This window comes from Acinetobacter sp. 197, assembly GCF_048148385.1.
In the GTDB taxonomy this organism is placed as follows: Bacteria; Pseudomonadota; Gammaproteobacteria; order Pseudomonadales; family Moraxellaceae; genus Acinetobacter; species Acinetobacter pecorum.
Genome location: NZ_JAYWZK010000015.1, coordinates 13,348 through 33,273 on the forward strand (window position 1 = coordinate 13,348; position 19,926 = coordinate 33,273).

The window sequence follows — 19,926 nt, forward strand, 5'->3', positions numbered from 1 at the left end:
AGGTGAATTTCGATTTGATCTTGCTATACTAAAAATTGGTTTCACAACAATAGAACGAAAATGGGTAGTGGTAGTTGGCCGTGTAACTCTATAAATCGCCGTCAAATAATTGGTATTGTTCAATATCAAAAATATTATGCTGTTTCATTACAGTCTCGGTTCATTCAATGCAGCAGTCCTGAGTGTCAGGAGCCAAGCGTATGATCTTTGAATGGATGTCGGACCCTTCAGCCTGGGTCGGTTTACTCACATTAATTGTTCTTGAGATTGTACTCGGGATCGACAATCTGGTTTTTATTGCCATTTTGGCGGAGAAATTGCCGCCAGAACAGCGTAATGCCGCGCGGATTGTGGGCTTAATGCTGGCCCTGGTGATGCGTTTGATCTTGCTGGCTTCGATTGCCTGGGTGGTCACTCTGACTGATCCACTGTTCCACATTTTTGATCATGCTTTCTCGGGTCGTGATCTGATTCTATTGTTTGGTGGGGTGTTCCTGCTGTTTAAAGGCACCATGGAACTGCATGAGCGTCTGGAAGCCAAACCGGTCATCAAAGAAGAAAATCCGGTCCATGCGGTATTCTGGATGGTGATTGTGCAGATCGTGGTGCTGGATGCCGTTTTCTCATTGGACAGCGTGATTACTGCGGTTGGCATGGTCAAAGACCTGTCAGTCATGATGATTGCCGTGATTATTGCCATCGGGATTATGCTCTGGGCATCCAAAGCCCTGATGGATTTCGTTAACAGACATCCGACCGTGGTGATTCTGTGTCTGGGTTTCCTGATGATGATCGGCTTTTCGCTGGTAGTCGAAGGCTTCGGTTTCCATATTCCGAAAGGTTATCTGTATGCTGCAATTGGCTTCTCGGTGATTGTCGAATTTATTAACCAGACCATGAAACGCAATCAGGAAAAAATGGTGACCACCACCGACATGCGCTACCGTACTGCTTCAGCAGTGATGCGGATGCTCGGTGGCAAACCTGCTCAGGACAATGATTCTTCTGAGCCGGAAGATGTTCTGGCGACGCGTGCCTTTGCTGATGAAGTCTTTAATGATGAAAACGGCATTTATCACAGTGTCATGGTGCAGGGGGTACTGGGTCTGTCGGAACGGCCGGTCAAGTCGGTGATGACGCCACGTCCTGAACTGGAATGGATTGATCTGGACAATGAGCCCGACAGTATCAAAGAACAGTTATTGCAAATGAGCCATTCACGTCTGATCGTTGCGCGTGGTGAACTGGATAATATTGCCGGGGTGGTACTGACTCATAAAGTCCTGAACGAATACATTGAAACCGGGGTGCTGGATTTTGAAAAGCACTTACGTGAACCGGTGATCGTGCATGAAAATGCCCAGGTCCTGATGGTGATGGAGCAATTGCGTCAGGCTCCATTGCAAATGGCGATTGTCCTGAATGAATATGGTTCGATTGAAGGGATTGTCACGCCAATTGATATCCTTGAAGCAATTGCCGGTGAATTCCCGGATGAAGATGAGCTGCAAGCTGCTGCAGAAAGTCTGGAAGATGGCAGCCTGATTTTGGATGGTTCCACCGATATCCGTCATGTTTCCTTATTGCTGGATCGTGATCTGGTCAATGAAACTGAAGAATATTCCACCCTGTCCGGTTATGTATTATTCCATATGGCACGTTTACCGCATAGTGGTGAAAAATTTGAAGCAGATGGACATATCTTTGAAGTGGTCACCATGGACGGCCATAAGATCGATAAAGTACATATCATTCCGCTTCCTGCGCAGGAATAGACTATAGCAAAGGTTCGGACGCAAAAATTTGCTAAAATAGCCCGCATTGTCGGGCTATTTTTATGGAACTGAAATGTCAGAAGCATGTCCATGTGGACAAGGTGAATATCACAGCTGTTGTCAGCCCTTACATGCAGGACAACGGGTCGCAGAGACTGCGCAGCAACTCATGCGTTCCCGTTACAGTGCCTTCGCGAAGCATGAAATCGATTACATCAAAACCACCACCGCGCTGGGTCAGCAACAGGCCTTGGACTTGCAGGCAATTAGCGATTGGAGCAAAGCCAATCAGTGGTTAAAGCTTGAGATTGTTCAAGCCGATGAAAAATTGGATAAAAATCATGCATTGGTTGAGTTCAATGCTTATTATCATGATGGCAAGCAGGCACAGATACATCATGAAGTTTCACATTTTGTGAAGCTTGAAGATCGCTGGTATTTCCTGGATCCGACCACGGATCACACCCTCGGCATGAAACAGCCCTGTATTTGTGGTTCAGGTAAAAAATTTAAGCAATGTTGTGCCGGATTCTTATAACTTTCACATAGATTTAGCTTAGAATAGCCGCCATCTCAAAGCCTCAGGTGGAAGCAGGGCGATGTTACTGACCGTTATCTATATTGTTGCAATTACCGCTGAAGCCATGACCGGGGCACTGTCTGCTGGCCGGCGCAGTATGGACTGGTTTGGCGTCATGATTATTGCCTGTGTCACGGCACTGGGTGGTGGTTCGGTTCGCGATGTCCTGCTTGGGCATTATCCCTTGACCTGGGTCAAGCATCCCGAATATCTGATATTGACCTGTTGTGCAGCTTTCGTGACGATCCTGATTGCCAAATGGATGCGGCATTTGCGCAATATCTTCCTGGTGCTGGATGCCTTAGGCCTTATCGGCTTTACCATTATTGGTTGTCAGATTTCTCTGGAAATGGGACATGGCTTTGTGGTCAGTTCAGTTGCCGGGGTTTTGACTGGGGTATCTGGCGGGATTTTGCGTGACATTTTATGTAATGATGTGCCGCTGGTATTCCGTCGTGAACTGTATGCCAGTATTGCTTTTGTGTCAGTAATCTTTTACTGGTTGTGTAGTTATTATGGTTTGTCACAAGACGTCACCATTCTTTCTACCCTGATCTTTGGTTTTAGCTTACGTCTGATCGCCATTTATTTTGGTCTGGAAATGCCAAAATTTATTTATAAAGATGATGATGAGCAATCTGCATCCTCCAAAGATGAATCTTGATTTTTTCATTGACATGAATGCGGTAATAAAATCACCGCATTGTGCTTAATTCGTAGTATAAAAAATATAAAGCAGCCCACCTGTTGAGAAAGCAGCATCTCCCGTTCCACCTGATCAGAGATTTTTGTTATGGATCTAGTTTCTCGCATACAACGCTTACCAATTGGTAAGTTTCATTACACCTTGCTGGTGGTGATTGGACTGGGCTGGATGTTTGATGCGATGGATACCGGATTAATTTCCTTTATTCTGGCAAAAATGGCTGAAGACTGGCAGATGACTGCAGATCAGAAAAGCTGGGTGGTGTCGATCGGTTTTGTTGGCATGGCGATTGGGGCGATTTGTTCCGGGGGACTGGCCGACCGGTTTGGGCGTAAAACAGTCTTTGCTGCAACGCTGGTCATTTATAGCCTGGCCACGGCAGCCTGCGCTTTTGCACCGAATCTGACCTGGCTGCTGGTCTTCCGTTTTATTGTCGGTTTGGGCCTAGGTGGTCAGTTACCCGTGGCTGTGACGCTGGTCAGCGAATATATTCCTGCGCATGTGCGAGGCCGCTTTATTGTCCTGCTGGAAAGCTTCTGGGGGCTGGGCTGGTTAGTTGCAGCTTTAGTATCGCGCTTTGTCATTCCTGATTTTGGCTGGCAAACCGCTTTTCTGATTGGTGGCCTGCCTGCGCTGTATGCAATTGTGATCTGGAAAATGATACCGGAATCTATTCCTTTCCTGATTAACCGTGGCCGTATAGACGAAGCCTCGGCACTGGTCAAAAAGATTGAGCGTCAATGTGGCGTTCAAGTCTATGAAATTTTTGAAGTGAAACCGGTCGCAGAGAAGCAGAATATTTCATTTTCCCAGTTATGGTCGGGTATCTTTGCGCGCCGTACGCTTATGCTCTGGCTGATCTGGTTCGGTATTATTTTTTCCTATTATGGCATCTTTACCTGGTTGCCAAGCTTACTGGTCAAAGAAGGCTATAGCATCGTCCAGTCATTTGAGTATGTACTGATTATGATTCTGGCGCAGTTGCCGGGTTATCTGGTGGCAGCCTGGCTGGTCGAAAAGCTGGGTCGTAAGCCTACTCTAGCCGGTTTTATTGGCATGTGTGCGATCTCGGCCTATTTCTTTGGCCAGTCGGGTAGTGTTGCTGAAATCGTGATTTGGGGCTGTCTGATGTCCTTCTTTAATCTGGGTGCCTGGGGCGTGCTCTATACTTATACGCCGGAACAATATCCGACCAATATCCGTGCCTTTGGTTCAGGCTGGGCCGGTGCAGTGGGCCGGATTGGCGGTATTGCAGCGCCTTTTGCCGTAACCCATTTGATGGGCATGCCGAATGGCTTTAGCTATGTCTTCACCATGTTTACTGGAGTTCTGGTCGCTGTTGCCCTTGTGATTCTGGTTTTGGGTGAAGAAACCAAAGGCAAGACCCTGGAATCGATGGGCTTATAAAGTGAATGATTTTTTAGTTGCTTGAGGCCTATAAAGTGGATATTTTTAGGCCATAAGACACAAATTGTCGCGCTGAGCTATTTGATGCCCTTGTGTCATCCCCAGCCGCGACATAGCATAAGAAACATTGATACAAAAACGAATTATTTAGGACTATAGGTTGTTATGACAAGCCTTGCGCATCATGCGACAGAAAACCGCTCCGTAGCAGAATTTACCGAACAAGCTTATCTGAATTACGCCATGTACGTGATTATGGATCGGGCACTCCCTCATATTAGCGATGGCCTGAAACCGGTACAGCGCCGCATTGTCTATGCCATGAGTGAGCTGGGGCTGAAATGGACCAGCAAACCAAAGAAATCGGCACGTACGGTCGGTGACGTACTCGGTAAATATCATCCGCATGGTGACTCGGCCTGCTATGAAGCTATGGTGCTGATGGCGCAGCCATTCAGTTACCGTTATCCGTTTATTGAAGGACAGGGCAACTGGGGTTCTCCGGATGATCCGAAGTCTTTCGCAGCCATGCGTTATACCGAAGCCAAGCTGTCTCAATACAGCGAACTGTTGTTATCTGAACTGGGTCAGGGCACCTGTGAATGGCAGGACAACTTTGACGGTTCGATGAAAGAACCGGTGAACTTGCCAGCACGTGTACCGAATATCCTGCTGAATGGTACGACCGGTATCGCAGTGGGTATGGCTACTGACATTCCGCCGCATAATTTGCGTGAAGTAGTCAAAGGTACCATTGCCCTGATTCGTAATCCGAACCTGACCGATGAAAAAATCGCAGACTATATTCCTGCACCGGATTTGCCGACCAAAGCTGAAATTATTACTCCTCCTGCTGAACTGTTAAAAATTCAGACTACAGGTCGTGGCAGTTATCGCATGCGTGCGGTATATACCATCGATAAAAACGAAATTATTATTACCGAACTTCCATATCAGGTCTCAGGTTCCAAAATCATCACCCAGATTGCCGACCAGATGCAGGCTAAAAAGCTACCACTAGTCAGTGATGTACGGGATGAATCGGATCATGTCAATCCAACCCGTTTAGTGATTGTCCTGCGTTCCAACCGTATTGATGCAGAAGCAGTCATGAGCCATCTGTTTGCGACCACAGATCTGGAATCCAGCTATCGTGTCAATATGAACATGATTGGTGCCGATGGCCGTCCACAGGTAAAATCGATTCGTCGTATTCTGCTGGAATGGATTGAAATCCGTAAAACCACGGTAACACGTCGTCTGCAATACCATCTGAACAAGATCGAAAAACGCCTGCATATCTTGGGTGGTCTGATTATTGCATATTTGAATATTGATGAAGTGATTCGGATTATTCGTGAAGAAGATCAGCCAAAATTGGTATTGATGGCGCGTTTTGGCATTGACGAGATTCAGGCTGAAGCCATTTTGGAACTCAAGTTACGTCATCTGGCCAAGCTTGAGGAAATGCAACTGCGCCGTGAACAGGAAGAACTGGAAGCGAAAGCTGCGGTGATTCGTGAACAGCTGGCCAATCCGGAATCCTTGAAGACCCTGATCATTTCTGAACTAAAAGAAGATGCCAAGAAATTTGGTGATGATCGCCGTTCGCCAATCGTACAGCGTGCCGAAGCTGCTGCGATCAATGAAACTGAAATGTTGCCTGCCGATCCGGTGACGGTAGTGTTATCTGAAGCTGGCTGGATTCGCTGTGCCAAAGGTCATGAAGTGGAGGCTGAAAATCTGAATTTCCGTGCCGGTGACCAGTACTTGAGTCATGCTCAAGGCAAGTCCAACCAGCGGGTCTATGTGATTGATGATACCGGCCGTAGCTATGCCTTACCAATCAATAGCCTGCCATCGGCACGTGGTCTCGGTGAACCACTCAGTTCAAAACTTTCTCCTGCCAGCGGAGTGGGTTTTAAACAGGTTCTGGTGGCTGATGACGAAGCTGAAATTCTGGCCATCAGTAGTAAAGGGTATGGCTTTAAAACCCAGGCCAAGCAGCTGGATACCAGTGCCAAAGCCGGGAAAGCTTTCCTGAATTTATCTGAAGGAGCTGAAGTGATGAACCTGCAGCTACTCAAAGATGCCACGCATGTTGCACTGCTCAGTTCGGCAGGGCGCCTGTTAATTGTCGATTTAGCAGAGTTGCCGGTGTTGAATAAAGGCAAAGGAAATAAATTGATACAACTTGAGGCTAGTGATCAAATTTTGTCCATGACACTATTGAAGCTTGATGAAACAATTCAAGTGCTTGCAGGACAGCAGCAGTTAAAATTAAAAGGGGATGATTTGCAAAAATATCTCGGCAAACGTGGTGCAAAAGGTCAGCTTTTACCACGCGGATACCAAAAAGCAAATAAACTGTTGATTCAAAGATAAGACTAGCATCCATCCTGTAAAATACGTTATATATGAACAACGATTCGACAAGATGGATGCAATATTGCACATATACAAGTCTAAAAACGGCGTGTGATATTGAAAAAAACAGTTGAAATACTAAGGATTATGATTGGAGAGATGGCCATTATGGAAAAAATTTGGTTTGCTGAATACCAAAAAACAGGGATTCCAGAAACAGTAGAATTACCACCAGAAAATACTTCTCTAGTAGATATTTTTGAACGTAATTTCCAAAAATTCGGCTCGCGTGATGCCTTTATCTTTATGGATAAGGCCATGACTTTCAATGAATTGGAAGAGGCGAGTCGCAAGTTTGCAACTTATTTACAAAGCTTGGGGTTGGCAAAAGGTTCACGTGTTGCCGTGATGATGCCAAACGTGCTTCAGTATCCGGTCGTGGCACTTGGGGTGTTCCGCGCAGGTTTGGTACTGGTCAACGTGAATCCACTCTATACATCACGTGAACTTGAGCATCAATTGAATGACTCAGGTGCTGAAGTTCTGGTGATTATTGAGAACTTTGCATCTGTTTACCAAGCGATTATTGGTAAAACACCGGTGAAGCATGTTGTAGTGGCTTCTGTCGGTGACATGCTGGGTGCCTTGAAAGGAACACTGGTAAACTTTGTACTGCGTTCTGTGCGCAAGCAGATTCCAGCATGGGATATTCCAGGCCACGTCAAGTTCAATACTGCTTTAAATAAAGTTAGCCCGAACAATTACAAGCGTCCTGAACTGGGCCTAAGCGATACAGCTGTACTGCAATATACGGGCGGTACCACAGGCGTATCTAAAGGTGCTGAACTGACGCACCGTAACCTAGTCGCGAACCTGTTACAGTGTGACGGTATTTTCCAGAGTAAATTTGGTGCGCAAGATGGTCAGCCAGATGACCGTATTTTCTGTGCCTTGCCGCTATATCATATCTTTGCGTTTATGGTGTGCGCACTGTATGGCATGTATAAAGGCCAGGCGAATGTCCTGATTCCGAACCCGCGTGATCTGCCTGCAGTGATGAAAGAATTACGTAAATACCAGCCGACTTTCTTCCCGGCAGTGAATACACTATTCAATGCGCTGGTGAACAATGAAGAGTTCAAGCAACTTGATCATAGCAAGTTAAAAATGGCAATGGGCGGTGGTATGGCGGTACTTCCTTCTACTGCAGCAGCATGGAAGAAAGTCACCGGAACCAACATTGTTGAAGGTTATGGCTTGTCTGAAACCTCTCCAGTCGCTACGGCAAACCCACCTGCATCTGAAGAATTTAGTGGCACCATTGGTATCCCGTTACCATCAACCGAAGTTGCTATTCTGGATGATGAAGGCAATGAAGTTCCATTGGGCGAGCAAGGTGAAATTTCAATCCGTGGTCCTCAGGTGATGAAGGGCTACTGGAACCGACCAGATGAAACTGACAAAGTGATGGTTAATGGCTTCTTCCGTACCGGTGATATCGGTGTGATGGATTCACGTGGTTATGTAAAAATCGTAGACCGTAAAAAAGACATGATTCTAGTGTCTGGTTTTAACGTTTATCCATCTGAGATTGAAGAAGTTTTGGCAACCCATCCAAAAGTGCTGGAAGTGGCTGCGATTGGCGTACCAGATGAAAAATCAGGCGAAGTGCCGAAACTGTTTGTGGTGAAAAAAGATCCATCTCTAACCACAGAAGAGGTTTTGGCATTTGCTAAAGAAAACCTCACCGGTTATAAACGTCCACGTTATGTCGAGTTTATGGATGAATTGCCAAAATCGAATGTAGGTAAAATCCTGCGCAAAGATTTACGTAAATCTGCCTAAATTCTGTAAAAAAAAAGCGCCGTCAGGCGCTTTTTTTAATTTGGACTTTTTATTTTTTCATTAACCAGCGGTCAAAATAAGGGCGGCCTACTCCGACTACTCCCAAGAAAATAAACATGGTACCGAACTGGCGGGTAAATCCGGTTTGATTAAAGCTGCCATAACTTAGAATATTATCTAGCAAGCAATAAACCAGGATTGCGATCAACCAGTGCCAGAGAGGCAGGCGCTTGATCCCTACAGCATAAAAAGAAATCCATAGAAGAGCAAAGGTGAAGATCGGTGACCAGATGTTCATATTGGCACAAATGACGGCGATCAGAAATGCCACAATCGGCAGCACAATTTTTAATACGCGATCCACTTGACGTTGATGCTGGCGTTGTTTCTCGAGGACATCGAACATTTCATTTTGATCAGGTGTGACCATAGTGAATCCTTAACAAGTAATAAAAAGCACTCTATTTAACAAAATTTATTCACGAAATGCCATGCTATGATAGGGATAAAATTTTATGAGAAAAAACAGATGCACAGCATTAGTGGGATTATCTATCTCATTTTAGCCGCTTGTCTTTTGCCCTATGTATTCACATTGATTGCAAAAAAAACTGCAGGCTTTAGCGCCAAAGACAATCAGCATCCACGGGAATTTTTAGAAAAGTCTTCAGGACTGGCTAGTCGTGCCAATGCTGTCCAGCAGAACAGTTTTGAAAGTTTACCACTCTTTATTGCTGCGATCTTGATGGCAGAATATATGGTGGTGCCCCAAGAGTTGGTCATGACGTTCGGTATTGCCTATCTGGTTTTTCGTACCTTGTACGGAATTTGCTATCTGGCCAACTGGGCAACTCTACGTTCTATTGTATGGTTGCTCTCGATGTTATGCCCGGTGGCTTTATTGCTGCTGATCATCAAGATCGTTTAAGTCAGCAAGTCAACGGACATATTTACAGTTCGAGATTTAAAGTCTAAAAATTTCTTTAAAACCCGTTATAATTGTCGCGGTTTTTTAAAAGATATAACTTGTTAAAGAGTGATGCTATGAGCTACAGCAATATCCCAGCGGGTAAAGATGCGCCAAACGATATCTATGTGATCATCGAAATTCCTGCAAATGCAGCACCAATCAAATACGAAATCGATAAAGATTCTGATGCGTTATTTGTAGACCGTTTTATGGGTACAGCAATGTTCTACCCAGCAAACTACGGTTATGTACCAAACACCCTGTCACTTGACGGTGACCCATTAGACGTACTGGTGGTAACTCCGCATCCGGTCGAACCAGGTTCTGTGATTCGTTGCCGTCCTGTGGGTAAGTTGAACATGGAAGATGACGGTGGTATTGATGCGAAACTGGTTGCAGTTCCACATGATAAACTGACGCCAATCTACAAAGATGTTCAGGAATATACGGATCTTCCTCCATTACTGATCAGCCAGATCGAACATTTCTTCCAGCACTACAAAGACCTTGAACCAGGTAAATGGGTTAAGCTTAGTGGTTGGGACGGGGCTGATGTTGCAAAACAGGAAGTCATGAGTTCAATTGAAGCTTATGCAGAAGCAAATAAATAATTGCTTTTTGTTCATTGGGCTTTAAATTTTTAAAGCTTGGTATAAAAAAACCTGCACATGATGCAGGTTTTTTTATGGCTTGAATTTCGCGTGAATTAGAATAATTTCACAGGAATGTCTAGCCAGATACGCCATTCGTTGGTGTCACCAATATAGCTAGATTGGTAGTCATCACTCGCCCGGTAATAAGAGTGACGTAAGCGTAAGCTTGCATCTTTCAGGTGACCAGATTGAACGGTATATTTAACCTGGTTAAAAAATTCATGTTCCTGAGCATTGCTGGTGATTAATTCAGCGCGGTTATCCGGATTCGCAACATGGATATCCCAGCCATAAACAAAAGCCGTGGTCCAGTTTAAACCTGGAATGCCATGATTTTTGAAGTTATAGCTGTACTGTAGCTGAGCAGATTTTTCCTTATTGCCAATAAAGTCAGAAAGGTAAGAGTTGGGAAGATACATGCTCTGACCGCCATCAGCATTTTCACCATAATCGTAACCAACATTGCCTGAGTTTTGTTGGTAAGCCAGCATGATATTGTGCACGTCTTTGTTATAGGCACTTGAAACCGCCCAGATTGTATTATGACGGTCTGCCAGATCAGTCGTGGTCTGAGAGTAGGTATTGGCATCCTTGTCAAACTTAGTATGATATCCACTCAAATCTAAAGTTAAAGATGAATCATCTTTCAGGTCATGGGTAGAGTTGACACTCGCATAATGACGTTCCAGTTTATCTTTAACATCAACTCCATAATAAGAGGAGTTAAGGTGGTCATTGAAGTCGTATTTTGCTCCCCAAACTACTGCACTTTTCAGATGACGGCCATCAGTACTAAGTTGGTCTGAATATTGGTCTTTGGTGAATTTACCTGCTGTAAGCTTCAGCTTGTCTATTTCGTTACTTGTGACCAGTACCCCGGTAAAATACTCGGGAACCAGACGTGCGGTATTACTTGCGAGTACAGGAATATCAAGAACCTGAGTACCATAAGTAGCTGTCGTACTAGAAACACGAGCTTTCACATATGCCCCACCACGTGCCCAGGTACTATAAGGATCCACCCGGCCTTGGGCATCTTTGGCACCATTATTATGCAGGGGAATCATGTTATTCCCCGCGTGTGCATTTTTGCCTATCTTGAAAGATGCATCACCGATAATACCTGCACCAAAACCAACTACACCTTTAGTAAAGCCAGAGTCCAGTTTAACTATCGCCGTTTGAGCAGATGAGCGTGTATCCGCTACACCATTCTTTTTGTCACGGCTTAGAAAACCGGTGCGGAATAAAACCGTACCGTCAGCACCTTTAACAAAACCTTTAGCTTCAGCTTGTTCATTGGCATACACAGATGACACCAAAGCAGCTTGAATCATAACGATCAATGTTAATTTTTTTATATTTTGCATTGGGAGATGACCTTATACAAACTAGTAGAGAATTTTTAAGAATTGTATAAGAATTGATGGAAAAAATGTCATTTTTTATTGCAGATCTTCTATTAAAGTCTAATTTTTTTAACTCAAATTAAAAAATAGCGAAACTTAACGAAAATGGATTTATAACCATTTGGTAAAAAATTAATATAAACAAAAACCTGTTAGAAGGTAAAACTTATCTTTTTAAGAATGCAAAATAAGAAGAAATGGCTTTTATACTGAATAATGTGTAAAAAAATATGATCAAAAAATATGCACGGTTTTTTGGCATAAATTTTAGTTCTTCTAAAAGAAGAATCAAAATAGGGCAAGTTGTAAATAATTATGTATAAGCCTTAAAAAACGGAGGAATGGTGCTCAAATCTTTTGAGTCAAGAAATCACCTAGCACATACTTTTTAGAATAATTTAAATTTTAATTTAAAAACAGAAACTTATATATTAATCATTTTGTAGGTTTTATTGTTTCGAGTTTCCTTTATCCAGATTGGCATAGCTCTTGCAGTTTCGAGCTTGAGTTTAATCAATGACCATAAAAAACGTCTCAGACGATCTGGGGGAGTCACACAATGAAATCAACATTAAAAGTATTATCTCTTGCTTTATTGGGCGCTGCATCTTCTTTTACTTTTGCTGAGGAACCGGCTGCTGAACATACGGTATCTGGAAATATCAGCGTACTTTCAAGCTATAACCTGCGTGGTATTACCAATACGCCAGAAAATAAGGGCGCTACTTTACAGGGGGGGCTGGACTACAATCATGCTTCTGGTTTCTATGCAGGCTGGTGGGGTTCGACATTAGACTATGGTGATGATTTGCCCAATGCCTTTGAAAATGATTTTTATGCGGGCTATAACGGTTCAATCAATGAAGACTGGGGTTATACAGCGGGTTTAACTTATTATTACTATTATGATATTGGCAATACAGGCTCAAATGGTTTTGAAACCATGCTGGGTCTGACGTACAAAGATTTTGGTGTGACTGCTCAAACATTGCTTGAAGATCTTGATTGGGGTAATGCAGGGGATACCTATCTAAAAGGCACCTATAGCTATGCACTGCCAAAAGATTTTAGTCTGGATACTGCACTTGGCCTATATATTTATGCCAAAGATGGCGACATAAAAGGAACAGAAAACAGTTTCGGTTTCCGTCATTTCGATATCGGTCTAAGCAAGCCACTTGCTGATACAGGCATCACCGCCAGCATGAATTATATTTTTGGTGGTTATAACCGTTTTGAAGATAAACAGAAAAATAAAGTGGTATTAGGACTAGGCTACAGCTTCTAATCTTTGGTGTTTAAAAAAGGCGATCTCAGGTCGCCTTTTTTAATATTCTAAATCTGCTGCTGCCCGCGATAAGATAAAGCCTCCGACAGATGCTGGCTTTGGATATCGGGACTTTGATGCAAATCGGCAATGGTACGTGCGACACGCAAGACCCGATGATAGCCTCGGGCTGACAAATTTAATTTTTGCTGCGCCAGTTCAAGCATATTCTGAGCAGACTGATCTAATGCGGCATATTGCTCTAGCTGCTTCGGACTCAGACTCATATTCAAGGTGTTTTGCCGTTGCATCTGAATTTCATAAGCTGCAATGACGCGTTGTCTGACCGTTTCCGAGTTTTCTGTAGGTCTATTGTCCTGTAACTCATGCGCCTGTAATGGCGGTACATCAATATGCAAATCAATCCGGTCCAGCAGGGGGCCTGAGATCCGGTTCTGATAACGCTTAATACTTTCAGGCGAACATTGACAGCGGATATCCTGATTAAAGGCATAGCCACATGGGCATGGATTCATAGCAGCCACCAACTGGAAATTGGCGGGAAAAGTAATCTGGCGTGATGCCCGGGAAATGACAATTTCCTTTGCCTCCAAAGGCTGCCGTAAGACTTCCAGAACCTTGCGGTCGAATTCAGGGAGTTCGTCCAGAAATAAAACCCCTAAATGCGCCAGGGTGATTTCTCCTGGCTTGGGATGTGAACCACCACCGACCAGTGCCACGGCAGAAGCAGTATGATGCGGTGCCCGAAACGGGCGTTGCCCAAAAGGATGATTGGCATTCGCCACTGAATAGATACTGGCGACTTCCAGATTTTCCTGGGTCTTTAAAGGCGGTAAAATACTGGCCAATCGGGAGGCCAGCAAAGTCTTGCCTGTTCCAGGCGGACCACGAAACAGCAGGGAATGACCACCTGCTGCAGCAATTTCTAAAGCACGTCGTGGTCGTAATTGTCCTTTTACATCCGCAAGATCAAACTTATAAAAATGGTCTGTAGCAAGTGAACCGGATTCTATCTGCTGCAAGGACTGTGTCTGGGAAAGATGTTCACACACCTCTTTCAGATGATTGGCTGCGAAGACTTTAAAATCAGGGAGCTGACAGGCTTCCTGGGCATTTGGGCCAGGCAGGATCAGTTGATGCTGATCACTCTGACAGGCAATCGCAATACTCAGGGTTCCACTGACCGGACGTAATTGACCATCAAGGGCCAATTCTCCAATAAATTCAAGATGCTCGGTGCAATCTTCTGGGAGCTGGCCTGAAGCCACTAAAATGCCTAAAGCAATCGGTAAGTCCAGACGTGAGCCATCTTTTGGCAGATCTGCTGGCGCCAGATTAATGGTGAGACGTTTGGTGGGGAATTGAAAGCCGCTATTTAAAATAGCCGACCGTACCCGGTCTTTACTTTCCCGTACTGCTGCTTCTGGAAGCCCCACAATAGTGAGTGAAGGCATGCCCGAACTGACATGAACCTCGACTTCTATTAAAGGTGCATGCAGGCCAAGCAAGCCTCGCGTATAAATTTTGGCAAAAGACATTATTGTTGTTCCAATTTGGTGCGTTATTTTTATAAGTCTGGTGTCTTTTGTGCACTGTACTTGTGCTTATTTTTTGTTCGAAATCTTTTCTTCTAGTGCCTCAACCTGTTTGAGCAATTCATCCAGACGATAATTGGCTTTATTTAGGGCAGTGCGTTGACGTTCAATTTCTTCTTTAGACACCAGATCCATTTTAGCCACAGCTTCATTTAACAGGGCACGGAGATTATGTTCCAAATCTTTCTTAGGTTGTTCGACTTGCTGCATAATTGCTTGTAATAAGGTTTCCATCATCGTCTGATCCATTGCCATAGAAAGGAGCGCACAGTTTAGCATTGCTAAAATGCAGACTATAGTATTTCAGATAAAATATAGACTTATTCGGGCAGAGATATTGTAAAAATCCACATAAAAAATGTCTATTTTTTGAAGATTCAAGGACTTTATAAGTATAAAATAAGGTATAAATAGACCACATGCCGAGCTTTCTAATTTCCCCCGACCTTAGGGATCTTGGCATGAAATTTGAACGTAAAACCTTACTGGTGAAATAAGCCGAAGGAAAACAAACATGAAGCTCGTAACTGCAATTGTAAAACCTTTTAAATTAGATGATGTGCGCGAAGCATTGTCTGAAATTGGTGTTCAAGGCATCACTGTAACTGAAGTGAAAGGCTTTGGTCGTCAAAAAGGCCATACTGAACTCTATCGTGGTGCTGAATACGTTGTAGATTTCCTACCGAAAGTCAAAATTGAAATTGCCATCAGCGATGACATGGTTGACTCAGTAATTGAATCTATCACCCGTGTGGCTAGCACTGGAAAAATCGGTGACGGAAAAATTTTCGTAACTAACTTGGAACAAGTCATCCGTATTCGTACAGGTGAAACAGGGGCAGACGCTGTCTAACTTGGCACGAAGTTTGCTGAGTACCTAATAACTCACAAAAACTTGGTTGGGGGATACGATGAAAAAAATGCTACTCGCGTTCGGCATGGCCGGCGCTCTTTTTGGTGGTTCTGTTGCATGGGCTGAAGAAGCTGCAACAGCAACAACACCAACAGAAGAAATTGTGCTTGTTGAAGAAGCAGGCGATACAACACTAAATACAACAGAGACTACAGCAGTCATTGCTGAAGCAGCGCCAGTCGAAGCCGTAATACCTGCAGAAGAAGAACCAACGCTAGATACTGGTGATACCGCCTGGATTTTAACCTCGACCGCTCTGGTTTTATTGATGACCATTCCTGGTTTGGCGCTATTTTATGGCGGTATGGTCCGCAAGAAAAATGTCCTGGCGACCATGGCACATAGCTTTGTTGCTGCTGCAGTGGTCAGTATTGCCTGGGTCATTATTGGTTATACCCTCGCTTTCGGGGAAGGCAATGCCTTTATAGGTAGCCTGGATAAATTCATGTTAGCGGGAATCACCACAGAAGCACTTTCGGGCACGATTCCTGAAATCCTATTCGTGATTTTCCAAATGACTTTTGCCATTATTACGGTTGCCATCATTAGCGGTTCGATTGCAGAACGTATGAAATTTGGTGCTTTCGTTGCTTTCATCGCACTTTGGGTGGTGATTGTCTATGCCCCAATTACCCACTGGGTGTGGGGTGGCGGCTGGTTAGGTAACGATGGCGCGCTTGATTTTGCCGGTGGTACAGTCGTACATATCAACTCAGGTGTTGCTGGTCTGGTAGCGGCATATATGCTGGGCAAACGTATGGGCTTGGGCCGTGAATCTATGGCACCACATAACTTGACCCTTACAGTGATCGGTGCATCTTTGCTCTGGGTAGGCTGGTTCGGTTTCAATGGTGGTTCTGCACTAGGTGCAAACGGTTCTGCAGGTTATGCCTTGATCGTGACTCAAGTGGCAGCAGCAGCAGCAGCTATCTCTTGGTTAATTACTGAAAAACTGGTGCGTGGTAAAGCTTCTGTACTGGGTGGTGTATCAGGTGCAGTTGCAGGTCTGGTCGTAATTACTCCTGCTGCAGGTTTTGTGACCGTAGGCGGTGCGCTGGCGATGGGTCTGATCGGTGGTGTGGTGTGTTTCTGGGGGATTACGGCACTGAAACGCGCATTGAAAGCCGATGATTCTTTGGATGCTTTTGGCCTGCATGGCGTAGGTGGTATTGTAGGTGCGATTTTAACAGCCTTCTTTGCCAGCGAATTCATCATGGGTGACAATGCCCCTGCCAATGTTATGCATCAGCTGTGGGTGCAAGTGGAAGGTGTACTGGCGACAATCGCTTATTCTGCAATCATGACCTTCATTATCCTGAAAGTCATCGACTTGATCATTGGAATCCGTGTGACATCTGATGATGAGCGTATGGGACTGGATTTGAGCCAACATGGCGAACGTGTCGAATAATAATAACTATCTCATAATCAATATATAGTGTAAAACAGCCCGAATGGGCTGTTTTTTTTCTATATGTTGCGTAAAGCTCTACAAAGTTTGTAATTTTTGCTACACTCGGAAATCATCTGGATTTGCTCAATTAAACCGCTATGCATTGCCCATTTTGCAATACTGCAGACAGTAAAGTGATTGATTCACGCCTGGCAGCTGAAGGCTGTCAGATTCGTCGTCGTCGTGAATGTGTCAGTTGTAATGAACGCTTCACTACCTTTGAAAGTTATGAAGTGGTGATGCCACGTGTCATCAAGTCAGATGGCAAGAATGAGCCTTTCGATGAAGCCAAACTACGTCGCTCCCTGATGCATGCCTTGCAAAAACGCCCGGTGACCCAGGAACAGATTGAAACCGTGCTAAGTGATATCCAGCTACAGATTCGCCGTCTGGGTGAGCGTGACGTGAAATCACGTACCATCGGTGAAATCGTGATGCAGTCTTTATTTGCTCTGGATCATGTTGCCTATGTACGTTTTGCCTCGGTCTATCAGGATTTTCAGGATGTCGAAGCTTTTCGTCATCAGATTGAACAGATGCAACAACGAGAATTACACGAATAAACATGGCTGAATTGAATCAAGATCGAGTCTGGATGCAGCGTGCCATTGAATTGGCTCGTCAAGGGCAATATTCCACCAAACCGAATCCGAATGTCGGCTGTGTCATTGTTAAAGATGGCATCGTGATTGGTGAAGGCTTTCATCCCCAAGCCGGTCAGCCACATGCTGAAGTCTTTGCGCTGCGTCAGGCCGGTGAACAGGCACGTGGTGCAACCGCTTATGTGACTTTAGAACCTTGTGCGCATTATGGCCGGACCCCGCCTTGTGCCAAGGGTCTGGTTGAAGCAGGTGTGGCTAAAGTTGTTGTGGCCTGTCCTGATCCCAATCCGCTGGTGGCCGGCAAGGGCGTACAGATCCTGAAAGATGCGGGCATTGAGATAGACGTTGGCATTTGTGAGGATGAAGCGCATCAGCTGAATCAAGGTTTCCTGAAGGCTATGGCAACCGGCCAACCTTATGTGCGTTTAAAAATTGCTTCAAGCCTGGATGGCCGTACCGCGATGGCATCGGGTGAATCAAAATGGATTACTGGTGCAGCAGCACGTCAGGATGTACAGCACTGGCGTGCGATTTCAGGCGCGATGATTACCGGGATTGATACGGTCCTTGCGGATGACTGTGAACTGAATGTGCGTCAACTGGATGGCGTTGAAGATATCAAGACCGTGGTGCAACCGAAACGGATTATTCTGGACCGTCAGGGGCGTTTACCACTTAACGCAAAAATTTTAGCGCAAGTCGACACCGTGATGGTGATGGGGCCATTTCGTCAGGAGCTTGCAGATATGGGTGTGCTACACTTGCCGGTACAGCCTTTAGCAGAATTATTAAAGCAACTGGTTCAGCAACATCAGATTTATGATGTGTTGGTGGAAGCAGGAGCCACTTTATCTACGGCATTTTTACAACAAAAATTGGTTGATGAACTGATCAGTTACGTTGCACCAACCTTATTAGGCCAGTCTGCGCGTACCATGTTTAATGCAGAATTCAGCCTTATGGCCGAACAACTCCGATTTAAGCTGCGCGATGTGACTCGCTTGGGTGATGACGTGCGCTTCAGGCTAATTCCTTTTCAAGAGACACTATGAGTTCAGAGCCTACGGTTTATCATAAACGTCGCCATGCGGCGCGTACCACCGATGAATATCTTTTCCATCAACTGGTTCCTTATCTGGGCAATAAGCGCCGTTTACTGCATTTGATTCTGGAAGCTCTAGAGAGTACAGGAACCCTGAAACGTAGCGATGGCCGTGCGCCGATCTTTGCTGATTTTTTTGCCGGTTCAGGTGTGGTTTCACGTTTGGCCCGCCAGAATGGTTATCGCGTGATTGCCAATGACTGGGAACCGTATAGCCATGCACTGAATCATGCGGTACTGGCCTGTACGGAAGCACCGGCTTTTAAAGAACTTGGGGGCTATCAGAAAGCCATTGACTACCTGAACCGTCTGCCTGAAGTCAAAGGCTGGGTCACGCACAACCTCTGTCCACGTAATGATGAAATCTATGATCCAGCCCGTGACCGTTTGTTCTTCAAACGCCGTAACGGCATGCGTATTGATGCGATTCGCCAGCAGATTGCCGCCTGGCAGGCCCAAGGTGCAATTGATGATGTGGAAATGTCTGCCTTGCTGGCCCCTTTGCTGTATTCAGCCAGTTTTGTCAGCAATACGTCTGGTGTTTTCAAAAGCTTCCACCATGGCTGGGGCGGGAAAACCCAAACTGCGCTGGAACGGATTGAATCATTGCTGTGGCTGACCCCAAGCCGTTTTTGCGAGTCGGATCAGAAAAAGGGAATGGCCGCAGAAATGTGGTGTGTCGATGCCCAGCATCTGGCCAACCAGATGAGCGGCTTTGAAGTAGACGTGGCTTATCTGGATCCACCGTATAATCAGCATGCGTATAGCAGTAATTATCATGTGCTGAATGCGCTGACCTTATGGGATCAAGCCGATTTACCGACTCCGGATACCAAGGGCTTTAAGAGTGGGATTGACCGGGCATGGCGCAAAGAGCGTCCGAGCCAGTACAACTCCTCTAAATATGCCAAAGAAGCCTATGAGAGCCTGCTGGCCACCATCAATGCGCGCTTTATTCTGACCAGTTATTCAACCGACGGGAATATCAGCGCCACCGATTTATTACAGGCCAACCTGAAACGTGGCCGGGTCAGCTTGCTGACCCAGGATGTACCGCGTTATCGTGTTAGTAAACAGCGTCAGTCCGAACGTGCCCGCGTACTGGAATTTATTGTGATTACCGATACCCACGCCAAGTCGGGTCCGCCAATCCGCCAGTTACTCAGCCAGCTGCATCATTATGCAGAATTGGGCGGTGTGGATACGACCGGCGTTAGTACCCAGTTGGCACTCTGGTAAAAGAATTGAAAAGGAAATAAAA

18 protein-coding genes are annotated in these 19,926 nt (G+C 45.2%); 14 read left to right on the forward strand and 4 right to left on the reverse strand.

From position 1 onward, the window contains the following. The first annotated feature begins 200 nt into the window (after window positions 1–200). The 6 genes from VXQ11_RS13695 (at window position 201) to VXQ11_RS13720 (ending at window position 8,680) form a co-directional block, all read left to right on the forward strand. Window positions 201–1,775: a TerC family protein gene (locus tag VXQ11_RS13695; RefSeq protein ID WP_144723664.1), complete on the forward strand. Its 1,575-nt coding sequence runs from the start codon at window positions 201–203 to the stop codon at window positions 1,773–1,775. A 73-nt stretch (window positions 1,776–1,848) separates the two neighbouring features. After that, window positions 1,849–2,313 carry a YchJ family protein gene (locus tag VXQ11_RS13700; RefSeq protein WP_144723534.1) on the forward strand — a complete coding sequence of 155 codons (465 nt, stop codon included), beginning with the start codon at window positions 1,849–1,851 and terminating at the stop codon, window positions 2,311–2,313. A gap of 61 nt (window positions 2,314–2,374) precedes the next feature. Then, window positions 2,375–3,019 (forward strand): trimeric intracellular cation channel family protein, encoded by a 645-nt coding sequence (locus VXQ11_RS13705; RefSeq protein WP_064094683.1) that lies wholly within the window; start codon window positions 2,375–2,377, stop codon window positions 3,017–3,019. Window positions 3,020–3,148: 129 nt separating this feature from the next. Continuing rightward, window positions 3,149–4,468 carry an MFS transporter gene (locus VXQ11_RS13710; protein WP_416706280.1) on the forward strand — a complete coding sequence of 440 codons (1,320 nt, stop codon included), beginning with the start codon at window positions 3,149–3,151 and terminating at the stop codon, window positions 4,466–4,468. Window positions 4,469–4,633: 165 nt separating this feature from the next. Then, a complete protein-coding gene (gene parC, locus VXQ11_RS13715) occupies window positions 4,634–6,853 on the forward strand; it encodes a DNA topoisomerase IV subunit A (protein ID WP_416681696.1) in 2,220 nt (739 codons plus the stop codon). A 150-nt stretch (window positions 6,854–7,003) separates the two neighbouring features. Then, window positions 7,004–8,680: an AMP-binding protein gene (locus tag VXQ11_RS13720; protein ID WP_064095170.1), complete on the forward strand. Its 1,677-nt coding sequence runs from the start codon at window positions 7,004–7,006 to the stop codon at window positions 8,678–8,680. Between the two features lie 49 nt (window positions 8,681–8,729). On the opposite strand, the gene VXQ11_RS13725 is transcribed toward VXQ11_RS13720, so the two are convergent. Continuing rightward, window positions 8,730–9,110, reverse strand: a complete 381-nt coding sequence (locus tag VXQ11_RS13725) for a hypothetical protein (protein ID WP_064102341.1) — start codon at window positions 9,108–9,110, stop codon at window positions 8,730–8,732. A gap of 99 nt (window positions 9,111–9,209) precedes the next feature. On the opposite strand from VXQ11_RS13725, the gene VXQ11_RS13730 reads away from it, so the two are divergent. Together VXQ11_RS13730 and ppa are read left to right on the forward strand one after the other, a co-directional pair. Further along, window positions 9,210–9,608 carry an MAPEG family protein gene (locus VXQ11_RS13730; protein ID WP_191730902.1) on the forward strand — a complete coding sequence of 133 codons (399 nt, stop codon included), beginning with the start codon at window positions 9,210–9,212 and terminating at the stop codon, window positions 9,606–9,608. A gap of 116 nt (window positions 9,609–9,724) precedes the next feature. Beyond that, window positions 9,725–10,261 (forward strand): inorganic diphosphatase, encoded by a 537-nt coding sequence (gene ppa, locus VXQ11_RS13735; protein ID WP_064094678.1) that lies wholly within the window; start codon window positions 9,725–9,727, stop codon window positions 10,259–10,261. Between the two features lie 95 nt (window positions 10,262–10,356). Here ppa and VXQ11_RS13740 read toward each other — a convergent pair whose 3' ends face one another. After that, window positions 10,357–11,673 carry an OprD family outer membrane porin gene (locus VXQ11_RS13740; protein WP_416681693.1) on the reverse strand — a complete coding sequence of 439 codons (1,317 nt, stop codon included), beginning with the start codon at window positions 11,671–11,673 and terminating at the stop codon, window positions 10,357–10,359. A 598-nt stretch (window positions 11,674–12,271) separates the two neighbouring features. Here VXQ11_RS13740 and VXQ11_RS13745 point away from each other — a divergent pair. Then, window positions 12,272–13,000, forward strand: coding sequence for a TorF family putative porin (locus tag VXQ11_RS13745; RefSeq protein WP_144723540.1), 729 nt, complete (start codon window positions 12,272–12,274; stop codon window positions 12,998–13,000). 47 nt (window positions 13,001–13,047) lie between these two features. Here VXQ11_RS13745 and VXQ11_RS13750 read toward each other — a convergent pair whose 3' ends face one another. Together VXQ11_RS13750 and VXQ11_RS13755 are read right to left on the reverse strand one after the other, a co-directional pair. Beyond that, window positions 13,048–14,538: a YifB family Mg chelatase-like AAA ATPase gene (locus tag VXQ11_RS13750; protein WP_144723542.1), complete on the reverse strand. Its 1,491-nt coding sequence runs from the start codon at window positions 14,536–14,538 to the stop codon at window positions 13,048–13,050. A 66-nt stretch (window positions 14,539–14,604) separates the two neighbouring features. Beyond that, a complete protein-coding gene (locus tag VXQ11_RS13755; protein WP_416706281.1) occupies window positions 14,605–14,832 on the reverse strand; it encodes an accessory factor UbiK family protein in 228 nt (75 codons plus the stop codon). 277 nt (window positions 14,833–15,109) lie between these two features. Here VXQ11_RS13755 and glnK point away from each other — a divergent pair, with 277 nt between their 5' ends. The 5 genes from glnK (at window position 15,110) to VXQ11_RS13780 (ending at window position 19,904) form a co-directional block, all read left to right on the forward strand. Continuing rightward, the gene (gene glnK, locus VXQ11_RS13760) at window positions 15,110–15,448 is read left to right on the forward strand and encodes a P-II family nitrogen regulator (RefSeq protein WP_005094485.1); all 339 of its coding nucleotides are present in this window, start codon (window positions 15,110–15,112) and stop codon (window positions 15,446–15,448) included. Between the two features lie 58 nt (window positions 15,449–15,506). After that, complete coding sequence (locus VXQ11_RS13765; protein ID WP_416706282.1) at window positions 15,507–16,919, forward strand: ammonium transporter; 1,413 nt, start codon at window positions 15,507–15,509, stop codon at window positions 16,917–16,919. 140 nt (window positions 16,920–17,059) lie between these two features. Further along, window positions 17,060–17,524 (forward strand): transcriptional regulator NrdR, encoded by a 465-nt coding sequence (gene nrdR, locus VXQ11_RS13770; protein WP_064094673.1) that lies wholly within the window; start codon window positions 17,060–17,062, stop codon window positions 17,522–17,524. 2 nt (window positions 17,525–17,526) lie between these two features. Continuing rightward, complete coding sequence (gene ribD, locus VXQ11_RS13775; protein WP_416706283.1) at window positions 17,527–18,615, forward strand: bifunctional diaminohydroxyphosphoribosylaminopyrimidine deaminase/5-amino-6-(5-phosphoribosylamino)uracil reductase RibD; 1,089 nt, start codon at window positions 17,527–17,529, stop codon at window positions 18,613–18,615. Then, on the forward strand, window positions 18,612–19,904 hold the full coding sequence (locus VXQ11_RS13780) for a DNA adenine methylase (RefSeq protein ID WP_144723546.1): 1,293 nt from the start codon (window positions 18,612–18,614) through the stop codon (window positions 19,902–19,904). Before ribD ends, VXQ11_RS13780 begins: the two co-directional genes overlap by 4 nt. Window positions 19,905–19,926 lie beyond the last annotated feature (22 nt).